General features: G+C 55.0%; 15 protein-coding genes. 8 read left to right on the top strand and 7 right to left on the bottom strand.

Features of this window, described 5'->3' with window-relative positions; translation table 11 throughout:
* Positions 1-12 precede the first annotated feature (12 nt).
* Complete coding sequence (locus ACSOSI_RS10840) at positions 13-465, bottom strand: GNAT family N-acetyltransferase (protein WP_476707043.1); 453 nt, start codon at positions 463-465, stop codon at positions 13-15.
* Between the two features lie 123 nt (positions 466-588).
* A complete protein-coding gene (gene pdxR / locus ACSOSI_RS10835; RefSeq protein ID WP_012006441.1) occupies positions 589-2106 on the bottom strand; it encodes a MocR-like pyridoxine biosynthesis transcription factor PdxR in 1518 nt (505 codons plus the stop codon).
* 294 nt (positions 2107-2400) lie between these two features.
* On the opposite strand from pdxR, the gene ACSOSI_RS10830 reads away from it, so the two are divergent.
* The 6 genes from ACSOSI_RS10830 (at position 2401) to ACSOSI_RS10805 (ending at position 9861) form a co-directional block, all read left to right on the top strand.
* Entirely contained in the window at positions 2401-3117 is a 717-nt protein-coding gene (locus ACSOSI_RS10830; RefSeq protein WP_476707042.1) for a gluconate 2-dehydrogenase subunit 3 family protein, read from the top strand.
* On the top strand, positions 3118-4896 hold the full coding sequence (locus ACSOSI_RS10825) for a GMC family oxidoreductase (protein ID WP_476707041.1): 1779 nt from the start codon (positions 3118-3120) through the stop codon (positions 4894-4896).
* A gap of 18 nt (positions 4897-4914) precedes the next feature.
* Positions 4915-6195, top strand: coding sequence for a c-type cytochrome (locus tag ACSOSI_RS10820; protein ID WP_476707040.1), 1281 nt, complete (start codon positions 4915-4917; stop codon positions 6193-6195).
* Between the two features lie 325 nt (positions 6196-6520).
* The gene (phoP, locus tag ACSOSI_RS10815) at positions 6521-7192 is read left to right on the top strand and encodes a two-component system response regulator PhoP (protein WP_012006437.1); all 672 of its coding nucleotides are present in this window, start codon (positions 6521-6523) and stop codon (positions 7190-7192) included.
* A 5-nt stretch (positions 7193-7197) separates the two neighbouring features.
* Positions 7198-8655, top strand: coding sequence for a two-component system sensor histidine kinase PhoQ (gene phoQ, locus ACSOSI_RS10810; protein ID WP_112362598.1), 1458 nt, complete (start codon positions 7198-7200; stop codon positions 8653-8655).
* 84 nt (positions 8656-8739) lie between these two features.
* Positions 8740-9861 carry a ribosomal protein uL16 3-hydroxylase gene (locus tag ACSOSI_RS10805; RefSeq protein ID WP_112362589.1) on the top strand — a complete coding sequence of 374 codons (1122 nt, stop codon included), beginning with the start codon at positions 8740-8742 and terminating at the stop codon, positions 9859-9861.
* Positions 9862-9911: 50 nt separating this feature from the next.
* Here the strand turns inward: ACSOSI_RS10805 and ACSOSI_RS10800 are convergent, their stop codons facing one another.
* The gene (locus ACSOSI_RS10800; protein WP_476707039.1) at positions 9912-11000 is read right to left on the bottom strand and encodes a malate/lactate/ureidoglycolate dehydrogenase; all 1089 of its coding nucleotides are present in this window, start codon (positions 10998-11000) and stop codon (positions 9912-9914) included.
* A gap of 85 nt (positions 11001-11085) precedes the next feature.
* On the bottom strand, positions 11086-12315 hold the full coding sequence (gene pepT, locus ACSOSI_RS10795; RefSeq protein ID WP_012006433.1) for a peptidase T: 1230 nt from the start codon (positions 12313-12315) through the stop codon (positions 11086-11088).
* A 361-nt stretch (positions 12316-12676) separates the two neighbouring features.
* On the opposite strand from pepT, the gene ACSOSI_RS10790 reads away from it, so the two are divergent.
* Positions 12677-14236, top strand: coding sequence for a PTS transporter subunit EIIC (locus ACSOSI_RS10790; protein WP_017892497.1), 1560 nt, complete (start codon positions 12677-12679; stop codon positions 14234-14236).
* Between the two features lie 25 nt (positions 14237-14261).
* Entirely contained in the window at positions 14262-15647 is a 1386-nt protein-coding gene (locus ACSOSI_RS10785) for a family 4 glycosyl hydrolase (RefSeq protein ID WP_261276999.1), read from the top strand.
* A 16-nt stretch (positions 15648-15663) separates the two neighbouring features.
* Here ACSOSI_RS10785 and ACSOSI_RS10780 read toward each other — a convergent pair whose 3' ends face one another.
* The 3 genes from ACSOSI_RS10780 to nagK all read right to left on the bottom strand — a co-directional run bounded on the left by ACSOSI_RS10780 (position 15664) and on the right by nagK (position 18260).
* Positions 15664-16377 carry a MurR/RpiR family transcriptional regulator gene (locus ACSOSI_RS10780; RefSeq protein WP_017892496.1) on the bottom strand — a complete coding sequence of 238 codons (714 nt, stop codon included), beginning with the start codon at positions 16375-16377 and terminating at the stop codon, positions 15664-15666.
* Positions 16378-16491: 114 nt separating this feature from the next.
* Complete coding sequence (gene cobB / locus ACSOSI_RS10775; RefSeq protein ID WP_476707038.1) at positions 16492-17328, bottom strand: Sir2 family NAD+-dependent deacetylase; 837 nt, start codon at positions 17326-17328, stop codon at positions 16492-16494.
* Between the two features lie 11 nt (positions 17329-17339).
* Positions 17340-18260, bottom strand: coding sequence for an N-acetylglucosamine kinase (gene nagK / locus ACSOSI_RS10770; protein WP_112362595.1), 921 nt, complete (start codon positions 18258-18260; stop codon positions 17340-17342).
* Positions 18261-18310: the final 50 nt, after the last annotated feature.

Here is an 18310-nt window from a genome sequence, read left to right as displayed (position 1 = left end):
CGCAACCTGCAGTTAACGTTCGTAAATAATAAACGAAGTTCTTTTACCAATTTTATCGTACAGTGAACGGGCCGGAGAATTATATTCCTGCGTCGCCCAATAAACCCGATCGCAGCCCCTTTCATCCGCCAACCGATAAGCCTGATTAAATAATTTTTCAGACACTTTCTTGCCGCGTGCCGCGGGTGAAACATAGAGATCTTCAATATAACAATAGCCGACAGAACTCCAGGTTGAAGGGTGAAATATAAGATTCATCAATCCCAACAGCTTGCCGTCTTTATCTTCCGCCACCAGGCCATAAACCTGCGATTCTTCACATAAACGTTCGAAGGTATGGTCGGTAACCTGCGCCGAAATATCCGCCCGATAAAAATGAAGATATCCCTGCCAAAGCTCCAACCATTGTGACTTATCATCGGTTTGTATTCTGCGTACTACTACTTCACTGTTTACTGGATGCATGTTGCCTCACCGGTTTTTCTAAGAAAAAGTAACGTAATACCAACAGGATACACCGGTCAACGCAGCCTGAACACAGACCAATTAATAACAACGAGCAGACCAATTTTAGCGACCTGACTGCCTTTAGCCTGGCACCGGTAACGAATCAAAAATGCAGGATAACTTTTTGATAAATTTTACAATCTCGTCGGGTGTATAGGCAGCAAAGCCAAATACCAACGCCCCTTCACTTGGCGAATGGGTATAAAAATCAATCAGCCCGTAGACCCTCATGTCCTGCGCTGCGGCAGCCTGAATCAACCGCCGCTCGGTAGCCGCGTCCTTCAATGGGCAAACCAATTGCAGCCCGCCCTGCGGTAACCGTGGTTGAGTCCAGGCGGCAAGATACTGATGCACCGCCGCATGCAAAATCTCCAGTCGGGCCTGATATATCTTGCGCATATTCCTTAAATGTTCGGCATAGAAATCTTCATTGATAAATTTAAATAACGTCATTTGCGGCAGGGCCGAAGTATATCCATCCTGGAATTGTTTGGCGGCCACCATGGGTTTAATTAGCTGTGGCGGAACAATAAGAAAACCAATGCGCAACCCAGGGAAAAGGCTTTTGCTGAAAGTACCGATATATAAAGTTCGCTGATATTGATCCAGCCCCTGCAACGCTGCGGTAGTCAGGCCGTTATAATTGAATTCGGAATCGTAATCATCTTCGAGGATCCAGGCCTTTTCACGCTGCGCCCATGCCAACAGTTTTAATCTTCGTTCAATACTGAGTGAATGCCCCAGCGGATAATGGTGGGACGGCGTAATATAAACTCCCCGTCCGCCCTCTTCGGTGTTTATTAACGCATCAATATCCATACCACAGGGATCCACCCCTATCGGCTGGGCGATTAATCCCGCCGACTGAACCAACTTTTTCGCGCCCTGATAGCCGGGTTCTTCCACAAAAACCCGGTCGCCGGGATTAAACAGCACCTGAGTACACAGCGAGAGCGCCTGCTGGGAGCTGGTCACCACAATCACCTGTTCCGTACCGGCTTTAACCCCTCTTTCGCGCCGCAGATACTCGATGATTTCCTCTCTCAACTCCACCAGACCCTGTGGATCGGCATAACCCAGCAGGTATTCCGCCCCCTGTCGCACCGCCTGCCTTTCCAGTTGCAGCCAGCTGTCGATGGGGAACAAGCGCAAATCGGGCAATGAGGGGGTCAATGAGCCGCTGCGGCGGGTATGTGGAGCATGGGCGGCAATCAGCAAGGAACGGCCATGCGCACTCAACTCCCGCTCCACCAGCAAGGCCTGGTCGGTGCTGTCAGTGGCCAGCAGTTCACGACCGATCAGGGTGTCTTGCTGGTAGCTGACAAAGCTACCGCGCCCAACGGCACGGGCAATATAGCCCTCCGCTTCCAGTTGGGCATAGGTCTGTTCGACGGTATCGCGTGAAACCGCCAATCGAGCCGCCAGAACCCGGCTGGGCGGCAGCTTTGCCAGGTAGCTCAGTTCGCCCGCCGTCACCTGCTGTTTGATTGTCAGATGCAGCGCAGCCTTACGCGTCATTCCTTGTCGTAAATGCTGAATAAAGCTTGCCTGTATCGCATCTGGAGAAACGTCCTGCTGGCTGTCACCGCTGTGTTTCATGCTATTCCTGCTCAGAGATCTTCCGTACCGCTGGAGGATAAACCAGCGCTGGAGATGTTGAATAATTGATCTAAATCAATCTAGTTGTGAACAAAATGTTTTGAAACAGATCATCCATTGTTTCATTCAGAGCGCCAGCTCTAAACTAATACAACCATACCAGTAGCTTGCTACTAATATGGTTGTCTATTTTTAATTACCCATCCCCGCCTGTTTGCCGCTGCTGGATAGCAGCGGTGTAGGTCTGTATTGCCTGCGCGGGCATTTATTGTGAAGCATGTTCAAGGTGGAATTATGTCACAACAGCACAACCCTACGCCGCCCCGGCGTAACTTTCTCAAAAAGACCCTGGCGTTAATCCCGTTGGCTGCCGCCGGTAGCAGCATTCTGGCACTGGATGCCAAGGCGGCCCCCGCTGCCGGCGTAGCGGATCACTATGTTCCGGTCTATTTCAACGCCGACGAATGGCGTTTTCTGCTGGCGGCCTGCGATCGGTTGATCCCTACTGACGATAACGGCCCCGGCGCGGTCGATCAGGGCGTACCGGTATTTATCGATCGTCAAATGGAAACCCCTTACGGCCACGGCGGCTTGTGGTATATGCATCCGCCGTTCGTTCCCTCCCCGCCGCAACTGGGTTATCAGTCCAAGCTGACGCCGCGCGAAACCTACCGAATCGGCATTCAAGAAATCAATGCGCACTGTCAGCAACAGTTCCAAAAGGCGTTTGCCGATCTCGAACACGCTGAGCAGGAACAACTGCTGGCGGCGCTGGAGCACGGCCAGTTGGATTCTGAAGACTTGCCCGGCAAGGCATTTTTTGACCAGTTACTCACCAACACCACAGAGGGCTATCTGGCCGATCCGCTGCATGGCGGCAACCAGACGCTGGCGTCATGGAAAATGATCGGTTTCCCCGGCGCGCGTGCGGATTACACCGACTGGGTCAATCGTCCCAATCAGCCTTATCCCCTCGGCCCGGTCAGTATCTCAAGCAAAAGGAATGCATAAATGAGCGCAATTAAAAAGCCACCGGTAGACGTGGTCATCGTCGGATTTGGCTGGACCGGCGCCATCATGGGAATGGAATTAACCGAAAGCGGTTTGAGCGTGCTGGCGCTGGAGCGTGGCGAGCAACGCGATACCTACCCGGACTTTGCCTATCCGCGCATTGCCGACGAACTGACCTACGGCATTCGCATGAAACTGATGCAGGCAATGGCCAACGAAACGGTCACCGTGCGCCACACTCCGGCAGATTTCGCCGTGCCCTACCGTCAACTGGGCTCATTTTTGCCGGGTAACGGCGTTGGCGGTGCCGGCGTCCACTGGAACGGCATGCATTGGCGCGCTTTGCCCTCCGACTTAAAGTTGCACACCACCCTCAACGAAAAATACGGTGCCAAATGGATCCCGGAAGGCATGACGCTGCAGGACTATCCGTTGAGTTACCAGGAGCTGGAACCTTACTTCGACAAGTTCGAAAAGGTCTGCGGCACCGCGGGTAAAGCCGGCAATCTTCGCGGGCAAATCATCAAGGGCGGCAACCCGTTCGAAGGGCCACGCAACAGCGAATACCCCACTCCGGCGCTGAAACGGCTCTATTCCGGTTCGCTGTTTGCCCCCGCGGCGGAATCACTGGGTTATCACCCCTTCAGCGTGCCGGCCGCCAACTGCTCCGAGCCTTACACCAATCCCTATGGCGTACAGCTCGGCCCCTGCAACTACTGCGGTTACTGCGAACGTTTTGGCTGCTTTATGTATTCCAAGGCCTCGCCGCAGAGCACCATCCTGCCGGTGCTGACCCAACGTAAAAACTTTGAGCTACGTACCCGATCGCAGGTGATCAAAGTGAATCTGGACAGCACGGGCAAGAAAGCCACCGGCGTCACCTACATCAACGCTCAGGGGCAAGAGGTGGAGCAACCGGCCGATCTGGTGATCCTCAGCGCCTTCCAGTTGCATAACGTCCGCCTGCTGCTGCTGTCCGGCATTGGCAAACCTTATAACCCGGTGACGGGAGAAGGCGTGGTCGGCAAGAATTACGCCTATCAGATGAATAGCAATATTTCGCTGTTCTACGACAAGGATACCCACTTCAATCCCTTTATCGGTGCCGGGGCCGCCGGTACGGTGATCGACGATCTGAACGGTGAGAATTTCGATCATGCCGATTTGGGCTTTATCGGCGGCGCCTATATCTCCGCCACCCGCACCGGCGGCCGACCGCTGCAGCAGATGATGCTGCCGGCGGGCACCCCAACCTGGGGCAGCGGCTGGAAACAGGGCATCAAAGATAACTATCTGCACAGCATGAGCATCAACTCCGAAGGCTCGGTGATGCCGTACCGCGATTGCTATCTGGATTTGGATCCTACTTACAAGGACGGTTACGGCCTGCCGCTGTTGCGCATGACTTTTGACTGGAAAGACAATGAAATCAAAATGACCCAGCACATCACCGGCAAAATGGTGGATATTGCCAACGTCATGAAACCCAAGCAGATGTCGGTCTCAGTGATGAAAGCCGGCGATCATTACGACGTGCGGCCTTACCAGTCGACCCATACCACTGGCGGGGCCATTACCGGCGATAATCCGGCCACCAGCGTGGTGAATAAATACCTGCAATGCTGGGACGTGCCAAACGTGTTTGTCACCGGTGCCTGTGCCTTCCCACAGAATCTGGCCTATAACCCCACCGGCATCGTTGGCGCATTGGCCTACTACTCGGCAGAGGCGATCCGCACTCAGTATTTGAAAAATCCCGGTCCCCTGGTTCAGGCCTGATAGCATAAGGAGCTTCACATGAAAGGACTTACCCCCTCGCTGCTGGCGCTGTTGATGCTGGGTGCCACCACGGTGCAGGCGAACGACGATCCGCAACTGGCGGCCCGGCTGCAACACGGGGAATACCTGGCGCGCGCCGGTGACTGCGCCGCCTGCCATACCGGCCCCGGCGGCCAGCCCTTTGCCGGCGGTCTGAAAATGACCACCCCGGTCGGCGCTATCTATTCCACCAACATCACGCCGGACAAACAAACCGGCATTGGTGAATACAGCCTGCAGGAATTCAGTGACGCGTTACGCAAAGGCGTTGCTCGCGACGGCACCCGGCTCTACCCCGCGATGCCCTATCCTTCGTTCGCCAAAATCAGTGATGGAGACATACGCGACCTCTACCTGTATTTCACCCGACAGGTTAAACCCGTGGTTCAGCAAAATAAGGACAGCGATATCCCCTGGCCGCTGAGTATCCGCTGGCCGCTGGCCCTGTGGAATCTGGCGTTTCGGGAGGACGGTGCCTATCGGCCGGACGTGACAAAAAGCCTCGACTGGAATCGCGGCGCCTATCTGGTTCAGGGGCTGGGCCACTGCGGCTCCTGCCACACGCCGCGCGGTATCGGCTTTCAGGAAAAAGCGCTCAGCCAGAGCGACGACGCCTATCTGAGTGGTGGCACGCTGGAAGGCTGGCATGCTGCCAACCTGCGGGCGGACGCCGTGAGCGGCCTCGGCCGCTGGAGCGCGGAAGATATTACCCGTTTCCTGAAGACCGGCCATAATCGGCGATTTGCCGCTTTCGGCTCAATGATTGACGTGGTGCAAGATAGCACTCAGCACCTGAGCGATGCCGATTTACGCGCCATCGCCGGTTATCTGCAATCATTGCCGGCCGTCAACAAGGAAAAGCCGCTGGAGCTGGATGGAGGCACGGGAAAAATGCTGCTAAACGGTAACGTCAGTCAGCCGGGTGCCCAGACCTATCTGGATAACTGCGCCGCCTGCCACCGCAGCGACGGTCATAGATATCGCGATACCTTCCCGCAATTGGTGCTCAACCCGGCGCTGTTAAGCGACGATCCGTCCTCGCTGATCAGCATTATCCTCAAGGGTTCCCGCACGCCGGTGACCGTCGGCGCGCCAACCGGGCTGACCATGCCGGACTTTGGCTGGCGCCTGGACGATGAGCAAATTGCTCAGCTCGCGACCTTTATTCGCCACAGTTGGGGCAATGACGCACCGGCGGTCACTGCCGCTCAGGTGCAGGAGATCCGCAAAAACAGCGTCACCAAACCAGAGCATCCTTAAAATCTGCCAGGGGCCCAGCCGATTGGGCTCCTGTCTTTTTCTCACAGCCCTTCTCGTTTAAGTTTGGTTTAACTTCTCATGGGCATTGTTTATCCAACGTTTATTGGACGTTGCCGATAATGACCACTCACCAAAAATCGATAGCGCTTATTTCCTGCCAAGGCTCTGCGTCCCTTGCGGTAAATGCCGGTTATACCTACCATAACGTCAATATCACGATCAGATGGCCAAGGTTGTTGCACGCTATCCCTCACACGCTGCCGAGCGTGTTACCTTTACAGCGTGGGTGACAGGATGTTCACCCGCAGATTTACAGGAGTCCGCCATGCGAGTACTGGTTGTTGAAGATAATGGTTTACTGCGCCACCACCTCTCCGTACAGATGCGTGAAATGGGTCATCAGGTTGATGCAGCAGAAGATGCCAAGGAAGCCGATTATTTCCTGCAGGAGCATGCGCCGGACATCGCGATTGTCGATCTCGGCCTGCCGGGTGAAGACGGCCTGAGCCTGATCCGCCGCTGGCGCGCCCACCAAATGAAATTACCGATCCTGGTGCTGACCGCCCGTGAAAGCTGGCAAGACAAGGTGGCGGTGCTGGAAGCCGGTGCCGATGACTACGTCACCAAGCCGTTTCATTTGGAAGAAGTGATTGCCCGCATGCAGGCGTTGATGCGCCGTAACAGCGGCCTGGCTTCCCAGGTGATCGTCTTGCCGCCGTTCCAGATCGACCTTTCGCGCCGTGAGCTGAGCGTCAACGAACAGCAAATCAAACTGACCGCGTTTGAATACACCATTATCGAAACCTTAATCCGCAACGCCGGTAAAGTGGTCAGTAAAGACTCGCTGATGTTGCAGCTGTATCCGGATGCCGAGCTACGTGAAAGCCACACCATAGACGTACTGATGGGTCGTTTGCGTAAAAAGGTGCAGGCCGAATACCCACAGGAAGTGATCACCACGGTTCGTGGCCAGGGCTATCGTTTTGATGCGAAGTGAACATGATGTTCAACAAAAATAAAAAGCCTTTTTCCCTACGAGCCCGCTTTTTGATGGCTACCGCCGGGGTGATCCTGGCGTTGTCGCTGTCCTATGGTCTGGTCGCGGTCGTGGGTTATATCGTCAGCTTCGACAAAACCGCCTTCCGCCTGCTGCGTGGCGAAAGCAACCTGTTCTTCAGCCTGGCCCAGTGGAAAGACAACAAACTCACCATCGCCATTCCGCCCGATATCGATCTCAACTTCCCTACCCTGGTGTTTATTTACGACGATAAGGGCAAGCTGCTGTGGAGCCAGCGCCAGGTACCGGAACTGGAAAAACGGATCAACAAAGAGTGGCTGGAAGAGTCCGGTTTCTACGAAATTGACACCGATACCCGCATCAGTAGCGAAGTCTTGGGTAACAACCCCAAGGCGCAGGATCAACTCAAAGACTATGACGACAACGACCAGAATGCGCTGACCCACTCCGTGGCGGTCAACACCTACGCGGCGACCGCAAGATTACCGGCGCTAAGCATCGTGGTGGTCGACACTATCCCGCAAGAGCTTCAGCGTTCAGACGTCGTCTGGGAATGGTTCAGCTATGTGTTGCTGGCTAACCTGCTGTTGGTGGTGCCCCTGCTGTGGCTGGCGGCCTATTGGAGCCTGCGACCGATCCAGGCGTTGGTGAATCAGGTCGGCGAACTGGAAAACGGTGAGCGAGAACAGCTCGATGAGAACCCCCCCAGCGAACTGCGCGGGCTGGTACGCAATCTGAATATTCTGGTTCGCAATGAACGCCAGCGCTATACCAAATATCGCACCACGCTTTCCGATCTGACCCACAGTCTGAAAACCCCGCTGGCGGTACTGCAAACCACATTGCGCTCACTGCGCACCGGCAAGCAAACCACCATTGAGGAAGTCGAGCCGATCATGCTGGATCAGATCGGACGTATCTCTCAGCAAATTGGCTACTACCTGCACCGCGCCAGCATCAACTCCGGGCAAACGGTGCTGACACGCGAGATCCATTCGGTACCGGCCCTGCTGGACAGCCTGACGGTGGCGCTGAACAAGGTATATCAGCGCAAAGGCGTGGTGATCACGCTGGATATCTCGCCGGAAGTGACCTTTATGGGTGAAAAAAACGACTTTATGGAAGTGATGGGCAACGTACTTGAAAATGCCTGTAAGTACTGCCTGGAATTCGTTGAAATCACCTCCCTCCACTCCGATAAATACCTCACCATCGTCATCGATGACGACGGGCCGGGTATTCCGGAAAGCAAACGCGAGTTGATTTTCCAGCGCGGCCAGCGGGTAGACACTTTGCGCCCCGGTCAGGGCTTGGGATTATCGGTAGCGGCGGAGATTATTGAGCAGTACGACGGCTCCATTACCATCAGTGACAGCCCGTTGGGCGGCGCACGTATGCAGGTCACTTTCGCTCGTCAGCACGACTCCCACCATAACGAGTAAATTCTGTTGCTCAGGCCCCGATCCACGGGGCCAAACTTCCGTTATAATCGCACTCAGGCTCACTCCTCTATCCTGGAATAGAACATGGATTATCAATTAGATCTGGACTGGAACGATTTTTTGCAACGTTATTGGCAAAAGCGTCCGGTGATTCTGAAGCGTGGCTTCAAAAACTTTATCGATCCGATCTCCCCGGATGAGCTGGCTGGGCTGGCGATGGAAAACGAAGTGGACAGTCGTTTGGTTAGCCACCAGGACGGCCGCTGGCAGGTCGCTCACGGCCCATTTGAGAGCTTTGACCACCTGAGCGAGAACAACTGGTCGCTGCTGGTGCAGGCAGTCGATCACTGGCATGAGCCTTCCAGCGCGCTGATGCGCCCGTTCCGCCAACTGCCGGACTGGCGGATGGACGATCTGATGATTTCGTTCTCGGTGCCGGGCGGCGGTGTTGGCCCGCATTTCGATCAGTACGACGTGTTTATCATTCAGGGTACCGGTCGCCGTCGCTGGCGCGTGGGTGAAAAAGTGCCGATGAAGCAGCATTGCCCGCACCCGGACCTGCTGCAGGTTGAACCTTTCGACGCCATTATCGATGAAGAAATGGAACCGGGCGATATTCTGTATATTCCGCCGGGCTTCCCGCATGAAGGCTACGCGCTGGAAAACGCGCTGAACTACTCGGTGGGCTTCCGCGCACCGAATGGTCGTGAACTGATTAGCGGCTTTGCCGACCACGTGCTGGCACGCGAACTGGGCAGCAAACGTTACAGCGATCCGGATATTCAACTGCGAGAGCATCCAGCGCAAGTGCTGCCGCAGGAAGTCGACGCCCTGCGCCAGATGATGCTGGATCTGGTTGAGCAACCGGAACACTTCCAGCAGTGGTTCGGCGAATTTATCTCCCAGACGCGCCACGAGCTGGATGCCGCGCCGCCGGAGCCGCCTTACCAGGCAGGCGAAATCTACGAACTGCTACAGCAGGGCGAGCCATTACAACGTCTGGGTGGCCTGCGCGTACTGCGCGTTGGTGATCAGTGCTTTGTGAACGGCGAACTGATGGATACCGAGCATCTGCAGGCTGTCGATGCCATGTGCCAGAACTTCAGCGTTAATGCCGCCCAGTTGGGTGACGCGGTGGACGATCCGTCGTTCCTGGCGCTGCTGACCGCACTGATCAATAACGGCTACTGGTACTTTAAAGACTGAAGCTGAAGTCATTCTGATAAGGCCACCCGCCCCCAGGCGAGTGGCTTTTTTTATGCTCGCAGCGCCTGTGTCAGGTAAGCATCAAGCTCCTCGTCAGGCATCCCCGCCTGTCTGGCTGCCGCACAAATCTGCTGCCAGGTATTGGCATCTATCGGGATCCCCTGTTGCAAGCGTTGTTCGCGATTCGCCTCTTCCCACTCCCCCGGCACCTCAATCGGCCGACCGTCACTTGGCGGTGAGGCCTTCACCCAGTCAATAAACGCCTCAGCCTCACTTTGCATCTCAGGTGCCGCAAAGGCCTCTGGGTTGAGGATAATGGTGGTCATACAGTTGAAAATGGCGTCGCTGTTGGATTTCAGCGTAGCACTATGGGTAGTTCGCCCGCCCGACAGTGCACCGCCGAGGATCTCGCACAGGGCGGCCAGTGCATAACCTTTATGCGCACCAAAGGGCAGCAGCGAACCAAACGGCTGCTCGTGCATCACTTTGGGTTCGTCTGTGGGTTGTCCATGCTGGTCAATCAGATAGCCCGGCGCGACGGTCAGACCTTTGTTGTAGGCCACGCGGGTTTTACCAAAAGCGATGCCGCTGGTGGCGAAATCCAGCAGCAGCGGCTTTTTACCGGGACGGGGGAAAATAACGCAGAAGGGGTTGGTACCAAAGCGACGATCGCTGCCGCCAAAGGGTGCCACCATAGGGTCGCCCACGACATTGACGAAGTGAATGGAGATAAAACCGGCGCGTGCACACTGTTCAGCCCAGTGGCCAATACGGCCGATGTGATGCGAATTGTTTAATGCCACCGCCGCCAGCCCCAGTTGCCTGGCTCGTTCGATGCCTTTATCCATCGCCTCACTGGCGACCACCTGGCCGAAACCCTGACCACCGTCAATCGTCAGGACCGCACCGGCGTCGCGTACCACCTGGGCATGAACGTTAAGCTGTAAATGCCCCTGCGCCAGCGATGCCATATAGCTCGGGATCATGCCGACGCCGTGGGAGTCGTGGCCGGCCAGATTGGCCTGAACCAGATGTTCGGCCACTAGCCCGGCCTCTCGATCGGTACTGCCGGCATGGCGCCAAATCGCCTGCACAAACTGCTCAAGACATTGGCGATCGATACGGTATTCAGTGCTCATGATACGGCTCCTGGTGCGGAAAATATGTTCTACACTAGGAGCAAATCATTGTTACGGCAAGCAATTATAATAATCGCAATCTGGGCTATTTGGCGCGCTCTGCCGTCAGCGCAGCGATGCGCATAATCACGGCCACTGCTTGCTCCATCCCTTCAAGGGAAACAAACTCATGCTTGCAATGATAGTTATAACCGCCGGTAAACAGATTCGGACAAGGCAGACCGCGAAACGATAACTGAGCGCCGTCGGTACCGCCGCGAATCGGCTTCATTACTGGTTCAATATCGCAATCGCGCATGGCCTGTTGCGCCAACGCAATCACATGGGGATGTTCTGCCACCTGTTCGCGCATGTTGTAGTAGCTGTCTTCAATCGTCACTTCGATATAACAATCCCGCGGCAGACCTTTACCCACCTGCTTGGCTACCTCAAACATCCGGCGCTTGCGGGCCTCAAAACCCTCACGCTCGAAATCACGCAGAATATAGTGCATTTCGGCGCGCTCAACGCTGCCCTTGAGGCTGCTGAGATGATAAAACCCCTGATAATCGGCGGTGGTTTCCGGCGTTTCATCCGCCGGTAACGCCTGCTGAATACGGGTTGCCAGTGACAGGGCATTCACCATCACCCCTTTAGCGCTCCCAGGGTGAACATTATTGCCGACAATTTTCACCGTCACCGACGCCGCATTGAAGTTCTCGCATTCCAACTCACCGACACCACCGCCATCTACGGTATAGGCCCACTCGGCGTTGAATTGTGCAACGTCAAAAAATCGTGCGCCCTTGCCCACTTCTTCGTCCGGCGTAAAAGCCACGCGAATATCGCCGTGGGGGATATTGCGTTGCTGCAACCGCACCATGGCGGTCAGAATTTCGGCAATGCCTGCCTTGTCATCGGCACCGAGCAGCGTTTTGCCGTCGGTAGTGATCAACGTCTGCCCCAGCATCTGGTGCAGGATCGGGAACATCACCGGCGATAACACCTCATCGCCAATGCCCAATGCAATATCACCGCCGCGGTAACTTTCGACGATCTGCGGGTTAACGTGTTTGCCGGTAAAATCCGGTGAGGTATCCAGGTGAGAAATAAACCCGATCGCCGGTACGGACCAGGCAACGTTGCCCGGTAAAGTGCCCATCACGCAGCCATGCTCGCTGAGCGACACCCGTTCAAACCCCAGTTCAATCATTTCTTGCTGCAACGCGCGCGCCAGCTTCATTTGCCCGTCGGTACTCGGCACATGTTTGACGTTCGCTTTGGATTGCGTGTCGAATGAGACGTAGTTAAAAAATCGATCTAGTAGTTTATCCATGGTATCCGCCCTCAGAATATCGCGTTTCATTATGCGGAACCGATCAGGATCAAATATTGCGACAGGTCATTTTTAGCCAGATTTAACGGAAATCATTAAACCTTGTGATGATTTCCTTCATTGACCAGGCCGCTACGGCAGAAGTTATCGCCAGCCACGGCTTCTGATGTGTGATCCTCTTCACGAAGGGTACCGGTTGTCAGCCACTGACCACCAGTGCCTATTTCCGCTGACTAATTGCATCACCGGATCTTTCCTCCTATAACTTAGCCAAGGCAGAGTTTGCCTCTTTCTCTTTCGCCATCCCAGGGAGCTTTATCGTCAACGTCGTTATCCATTAAAATATAAAAAAGGAACTGACATGAAAGGTATTATCGATAATATCTTGAGCAAGCTGCAACTTTTTTCCAAAGCCATGATGGGGCCGATATTCTTCTTGCCGGTTATTGGTTTAATCCTGGCATTAAGTTCTATTCTTACCAACGCCACACTGGTAAATGAAAACTCCGGGATTTTCCATGTAGGGAAAATGCTCGGCGATACCTTCTGGCCATTATTTGGTAATCTCGGGTTAATATTCTGTATCGGTATTACCTATGGACTAGCCAGGGATAAAAAGAGCGAGGCCGCATTGGTGGCGGTAATGTGCTTTATCATGTTCCTCGGCGCCAACTCGTCTTATCTGCAGCTTAGTGGCCACGTAGCGCAAAAAATCAACGGCGAATTTTACGGCACCGGGCAAACCGAACTGCTGGGTTTCACCGTGGTGGATATGGGCATATTCCTCGGTCTGATCCTCGGCATCACTATCGCCTGGGTACATAACCGTCTGTGTAACGTCGAACTGAACGGCGTGTTATCGGTTTATGGCGGCTCCAAACTGGTACTGATCGCCATGACGCCGGTGATTGTGCTGTATGCCATCGCCTTCAGCTATCTGTGGCCGGCTATCTCGCACGGTCTGATCTCGCTGACCGGCTTTATGAAAAGCTCCGGTTCGCTTGGCGTATTCGTTTACGGTTTCTTCGAGAAATTCCTTATTCCCACCGGGCTGCATCATTTTATCTGGTCCCCGTTCCAGCTCACCAGCATCGGCGGTTCGATCGTGCAGGATGGCCACACCGTTTCTGGCTCACAGGCGATTTTCCTGGCCTATATGCGCGACCCGAGTATTTCGCCGCTGATGAATGAAGCACTGCGCTTCTCGCAGCAGGGTATGGTGACCATCTTTGGCCTGTCAGGCGCGGCACTGGCTTTTTATCACACCGCCAAACCGGAAAAGAAAATGCTGGCCAAGGCGATCCTGATCCCGGCCATCACCACCTCGATTCTGGTGGGTATCACCGAACCGATCGAGTTCACCTTCCTGTTTATTTCGCCGCTGCTGTGGGTGATCCATGCAGTACTGACTGCACTGTCGCAGGTTGCCTGCAATCTGTTCGAAGTGCGGCCCTGGGGAGCCAGCGGCCTGATTGAGTTCCTGGTGTATAACCTGCCGTTGCCGGTGGCCCTCACTCGCTGGCCGCTATATGTCGTGATTGGCCTGATTCAGTTCGCCGTCTATTACCTGGTATTCAAAACGCTGGTGCTGAAGCTTAATTTAAAAACGCCGGGCCGCGAGGATGACGACGAGGTCAAACTTTATTCAAAACAGGAGTATCAAAATAGTAAAAGCACGCCTAATGAATTGAGTGGAATAATTATTCGCGCGCTTGGCGGTAAAGACAACATTATTTCCGTCGACAACTGTTTCACCCGGCTCAGGGTTGAATTAAAAGACATGCAATTGGTAGATGAAGCGGCATTAAAAAGTACCGGTGCCAAAGGCGTGGTGAAAAATAGGCGTGAGGTTCAGGTTATTTATGGGGTCACCGTTGGCAAGGTCAAAAACCAGGTCGAGAAGTATTTAGCAGCACTCTGACATTTATTAATTTGGGAGATATTAAATGAAATTAACCGTTCTGGGCGGCGGCGGCGTGCGTTCGCCGTTCCTGGCCAAATCTATCGCCTACAACGCCCACCGTATCGGCGTCACTGAAGTGGTGTTTATGGACACCGATCAACATAAACTGGCCATCTACGGTGCCATCGCTCAGGGGGTATTCCAGCGTATTCGCAGCGATATCGCCTTCAGCCTGACCAGCGATGCGCATCAGGCATTGAGCGGTGCAGACTATATCATCACCACCCTGCGTATCGGCGGCGAAGAGGGGCGTATTGATGATGAACGCATCGCGCTCAACCATCAGGTTCTGGGGCAGGAAACCACCGGTGCCGGCGGCTTCGCCATGGCAATGCGTTCAATCCCGGCGATTATCGATTACTGCCGACTGATCGAACAGCTGTCGTCACCCGACGCAGTGCTATTCAACTTCACTAACCCTTCCGGCATGGTGACCGAAGCTATCATCAAGTCAGGTTTTAAACGCCAGGTGTACGGTATCTGTGACGCGCCCAGCGAGTTTATCCGCGAACTGGCCGAGCTGTTGGGTTGCCGCGAGAGTGAATTGAGTATCGACTGCTTTGGCCTGAACCACCTGTCCTGGTTCCGCAATGCCAGGGTCAACGGTGAGCCGGTAACCGAACGGCTGCTGGCGGACCCGCGCCTGTACCGCGACACCTGCATGAAATACTTCTCACCGGAGCTGGTCGAACTCTCCGATAACCTGATGCTCAACGAGTATCTGTATTATTACTACTATCGCGAGCAAGCGATCGCCGCTATCGTCAGCGCCGGAGAAACCCGCGGCGAGCAAATTGCGCAGATCAACCGGCAGATGCTGGCAGACCTGGCCGAGCTGGACATTCCGAACCAGCTGGATCAGGCCTTCAGCCTCTACTTCAGCCATTATCTGACGCGCGAAAACTCGTATATGCAGCGCGAATCCAACCAGGGCAAGGTGAAAGAGCGCGCCATGCTGACGCTGCAACAGTTTATCGAACAGCCGGACAGCGGTGGCTACGCCGGGGTGGCGATCGATATTCTGGAGGCGGTGAACAGCGGCCAACAAAAACGCGTGGTGGTGTCGATGCAAAACAACGACACGCTGGACTTCCTGCATCCCGAAGACGTGATCGAAATCAGCTGTGAACTGAGCAGTGCGGGCATTCACCCGGTGAAAATGCGCGATATTCCCGATACGCAAAAAAACCTGATCGCTCGGGTGAAAGAGTACGAACGGTTGGCAGTAGAGGCGATTCTTGAAGGTAACCGTAAAAAAGCCATCAAAGCCTTGATGGTACACCCGCTAGTGAATTCTTACTCGCTGGCGAAAACGCTGGTGGAGGAGTATCTGCAGGCCCATCGACAATATGCCGAACACTGGCGTTAATCCCAGCGGCGCGGCCTCAGCGGCTGCGCCGTTCAAACCAGGCCTTGATCAGGTTTTCAAACCCCAGCAGACAGTGACCAAAGAACGGGTTGGGGTAATAGATATCGTGGTCATACTTCTGCCGATCTTCATAGATAAAACTCATATCGGCCTGCTGCGCCAGCGGGCTGTCACCGTCGCCACAAAACGCCGCCAGCCGGATATCGTTACGCTTCACCGCCTCGCTCCAGTTCAATGCCGAACCACTATTGCCCGATTTTGAAATCACGATCACCATATTGAAACGAAAACGCGTCTCCCGATCGAGAATATCGAAGTCAGGCCACAGCGATAGATAGCTGTCGATGCCCAGAGTCATAAACTTGTTGTACATGTACTGCGCAACCAGCTGCGAGAAACCGCTACCGTGGATCAGAATTTTCCCCTCGTCGAGCAGATCGAGGAACTGCGCCTGCTGCTGCACGCTAACCGCCACGGGTGCCGATTTTTCAGCCAGATAGGCTGGCGCCATGGCCAGGTTGAATTTGATAAAATACACCAGCTCCAAGTAGCCGCGAAATCCCAGTTTTTTGGCCAGCCGCACCACCGTTGACGGCGAGCTATAACAACGGGCGGAAAGCGCACGAATGCCCTCGTCGATGCAGGCATCGGGGTTATCGAGAATACAGTTGAGAATAGCCAGATCCGTTTTACTCAGATCCGCCTGGCTGAATACCTGTTTGAAGTTCACCGTCACCCCGTTGGCGCTATTATGACTAAAGAAGGTGGGTACTTTCTGGATGGTCAGCCCGTGGAGCGGCGGGTGTAACCCCAGGGTGCAAAAACTTGCCCCCTGGGGTCAAACTTATGGCTGGTCCGCTCGTGCTACCTTGCCGACCAGAAATTTATGCACAAACCGTGGTACCACTGCGCTGGCCTGGCCATAGTGTTTTTCATCAAACTGGCTCTCCACCTGGCTGGGTTCCAGATTCAGCTCCATGGTATGCGCCCCGCCTAACCGGGCCTCATGCACAAAACCGGCGGCCGGGTAAACGTGGCCTGAGGTGCCGATAGCCACGAAAAAGTCGGCCTTGGCCAGCGCCTGATAAATTTCATCCATGCCCAGCGGCATTTCGCCGAACCATACTATGTGTGGCCGCAACGGTGCCGGGAACTGGCAGCAATGGCAGCGATCGTCGACGCTGAGATCTTCTGGCCAGTCAAACATCTGCCCGGAACTGGTGCAGCGCACTTTCAGCAGTTCGCCGTGCATATGCAACACTCGGGTGCTACCGGCACGTTCGTGCAGATTATCGATATTCTGCGTCACCAGCAGGAAGTTATCCCCCAGCCAGGCTTCGAGATCTGCCAGGGCACGGTGTGCGGCATTAGGCGCAATCTCCGGCGACTGCAGCTGGCGGCGACGCTCATTGTAAAACGTCTGTACCAGCTGCGGATCGCGCTGGTAACCTTCCGGTGTAGCAACGTCTTCTACCCGGTGCTCTTCCCACAGCCCGTCGGCAGCGCGGAAGGTGCGAATACCCGACTCGGCCGAGATCCCGGCCCCAGTCAACACCACGACAAACGGCTTTTTCAGCTCGGCGGCCGCCATGGTGTCGCGATGAAATATCCGCGAACGAAAGCGCTGATGCAGCACATGCTTACTCTTGCGAAACTGACACAGCCGATGGCGAGTGTGCATTAACTCTCTCCTTACTTTTCCCTGTTGACCAAATTGAGGAACGCAGCTCCGCGCACCCCACCGGCATCGCCGTAGCGCGCCTTTTCAATCCGTGGCAACTTGGCCACCCGCAACAGATGCGCCGGCAAACGCTGCGGTAATTCCTGGTAGATCGCTTCAAAATTCGACAAACCGCCGCCAATCACCACCAGATGAGGGTCGATGATGGTCAGCAGATTGCCCAGACATATCGCCAGCACGTCCATAAAACGTTCGACGTGAGCCACGGCCTGCGGCTCACCCGACTGATAATGCGCAATGATCTGCTGCGCAGGCAAGTGCTGCTGGTAAAAGTGGGCGTACATCCACTCAAAACCGCGGCCGGAAATGTAATTTTCGATGCAACCCTGATGACCGCAACCACAAGGAACGCGAGGAATATCACGCCCCAGCACCTCAAGGGCATCTACCGGCAGGCGGAAGTGGCCGAATTCACCGGCGATATAGTTACGCCCAGAGACCACCTTGCCATCGACGATTAACCCACCGCCAACCCCGGTGCCGAGAATGATGCCCAACACCGTCGGATAGTGACGGAATTCTTCGTCCCAGGCTTCCGACAGTGCAAAGCAGTTGGCGTCATTATCAATGCGTACTTCGCGGCCAATCAGTTCGGCCAGGTCATGCGGCAGCTTCTGCCCCATCGCCGCCGGCACGTTGGCGGTGAACACCGTGCCGTCGTCATCGTTGGGCAGACCCGGAATGCCGATGCCGACCATGCCCTTCTGGCCGCAGAACGCATCCGCTTCAAAGGTCAGGTCGCGCAACGTCGCCAGCAGTTGCTGATAATCTTCACGCGGCGTTGGCACTCTTTTTTGCCAAATGCGCTGCAGGTCTGCGTCGAATACGCCCAGCTCAATCTTGGTGCCGCCCATATCGAAACCGTAGTACATAACCCACCCTCAGGCTAAAAAAATGGGGCGGCATCTCTGCCTCCCCTGAT

The organism is Serratia sp. AR11, assembly GCF_056376275.1.
Note: the sequence above shows the minus strand (reverse complement) of the source record. Positions and strands in the feature narration are given on the sequence as shown.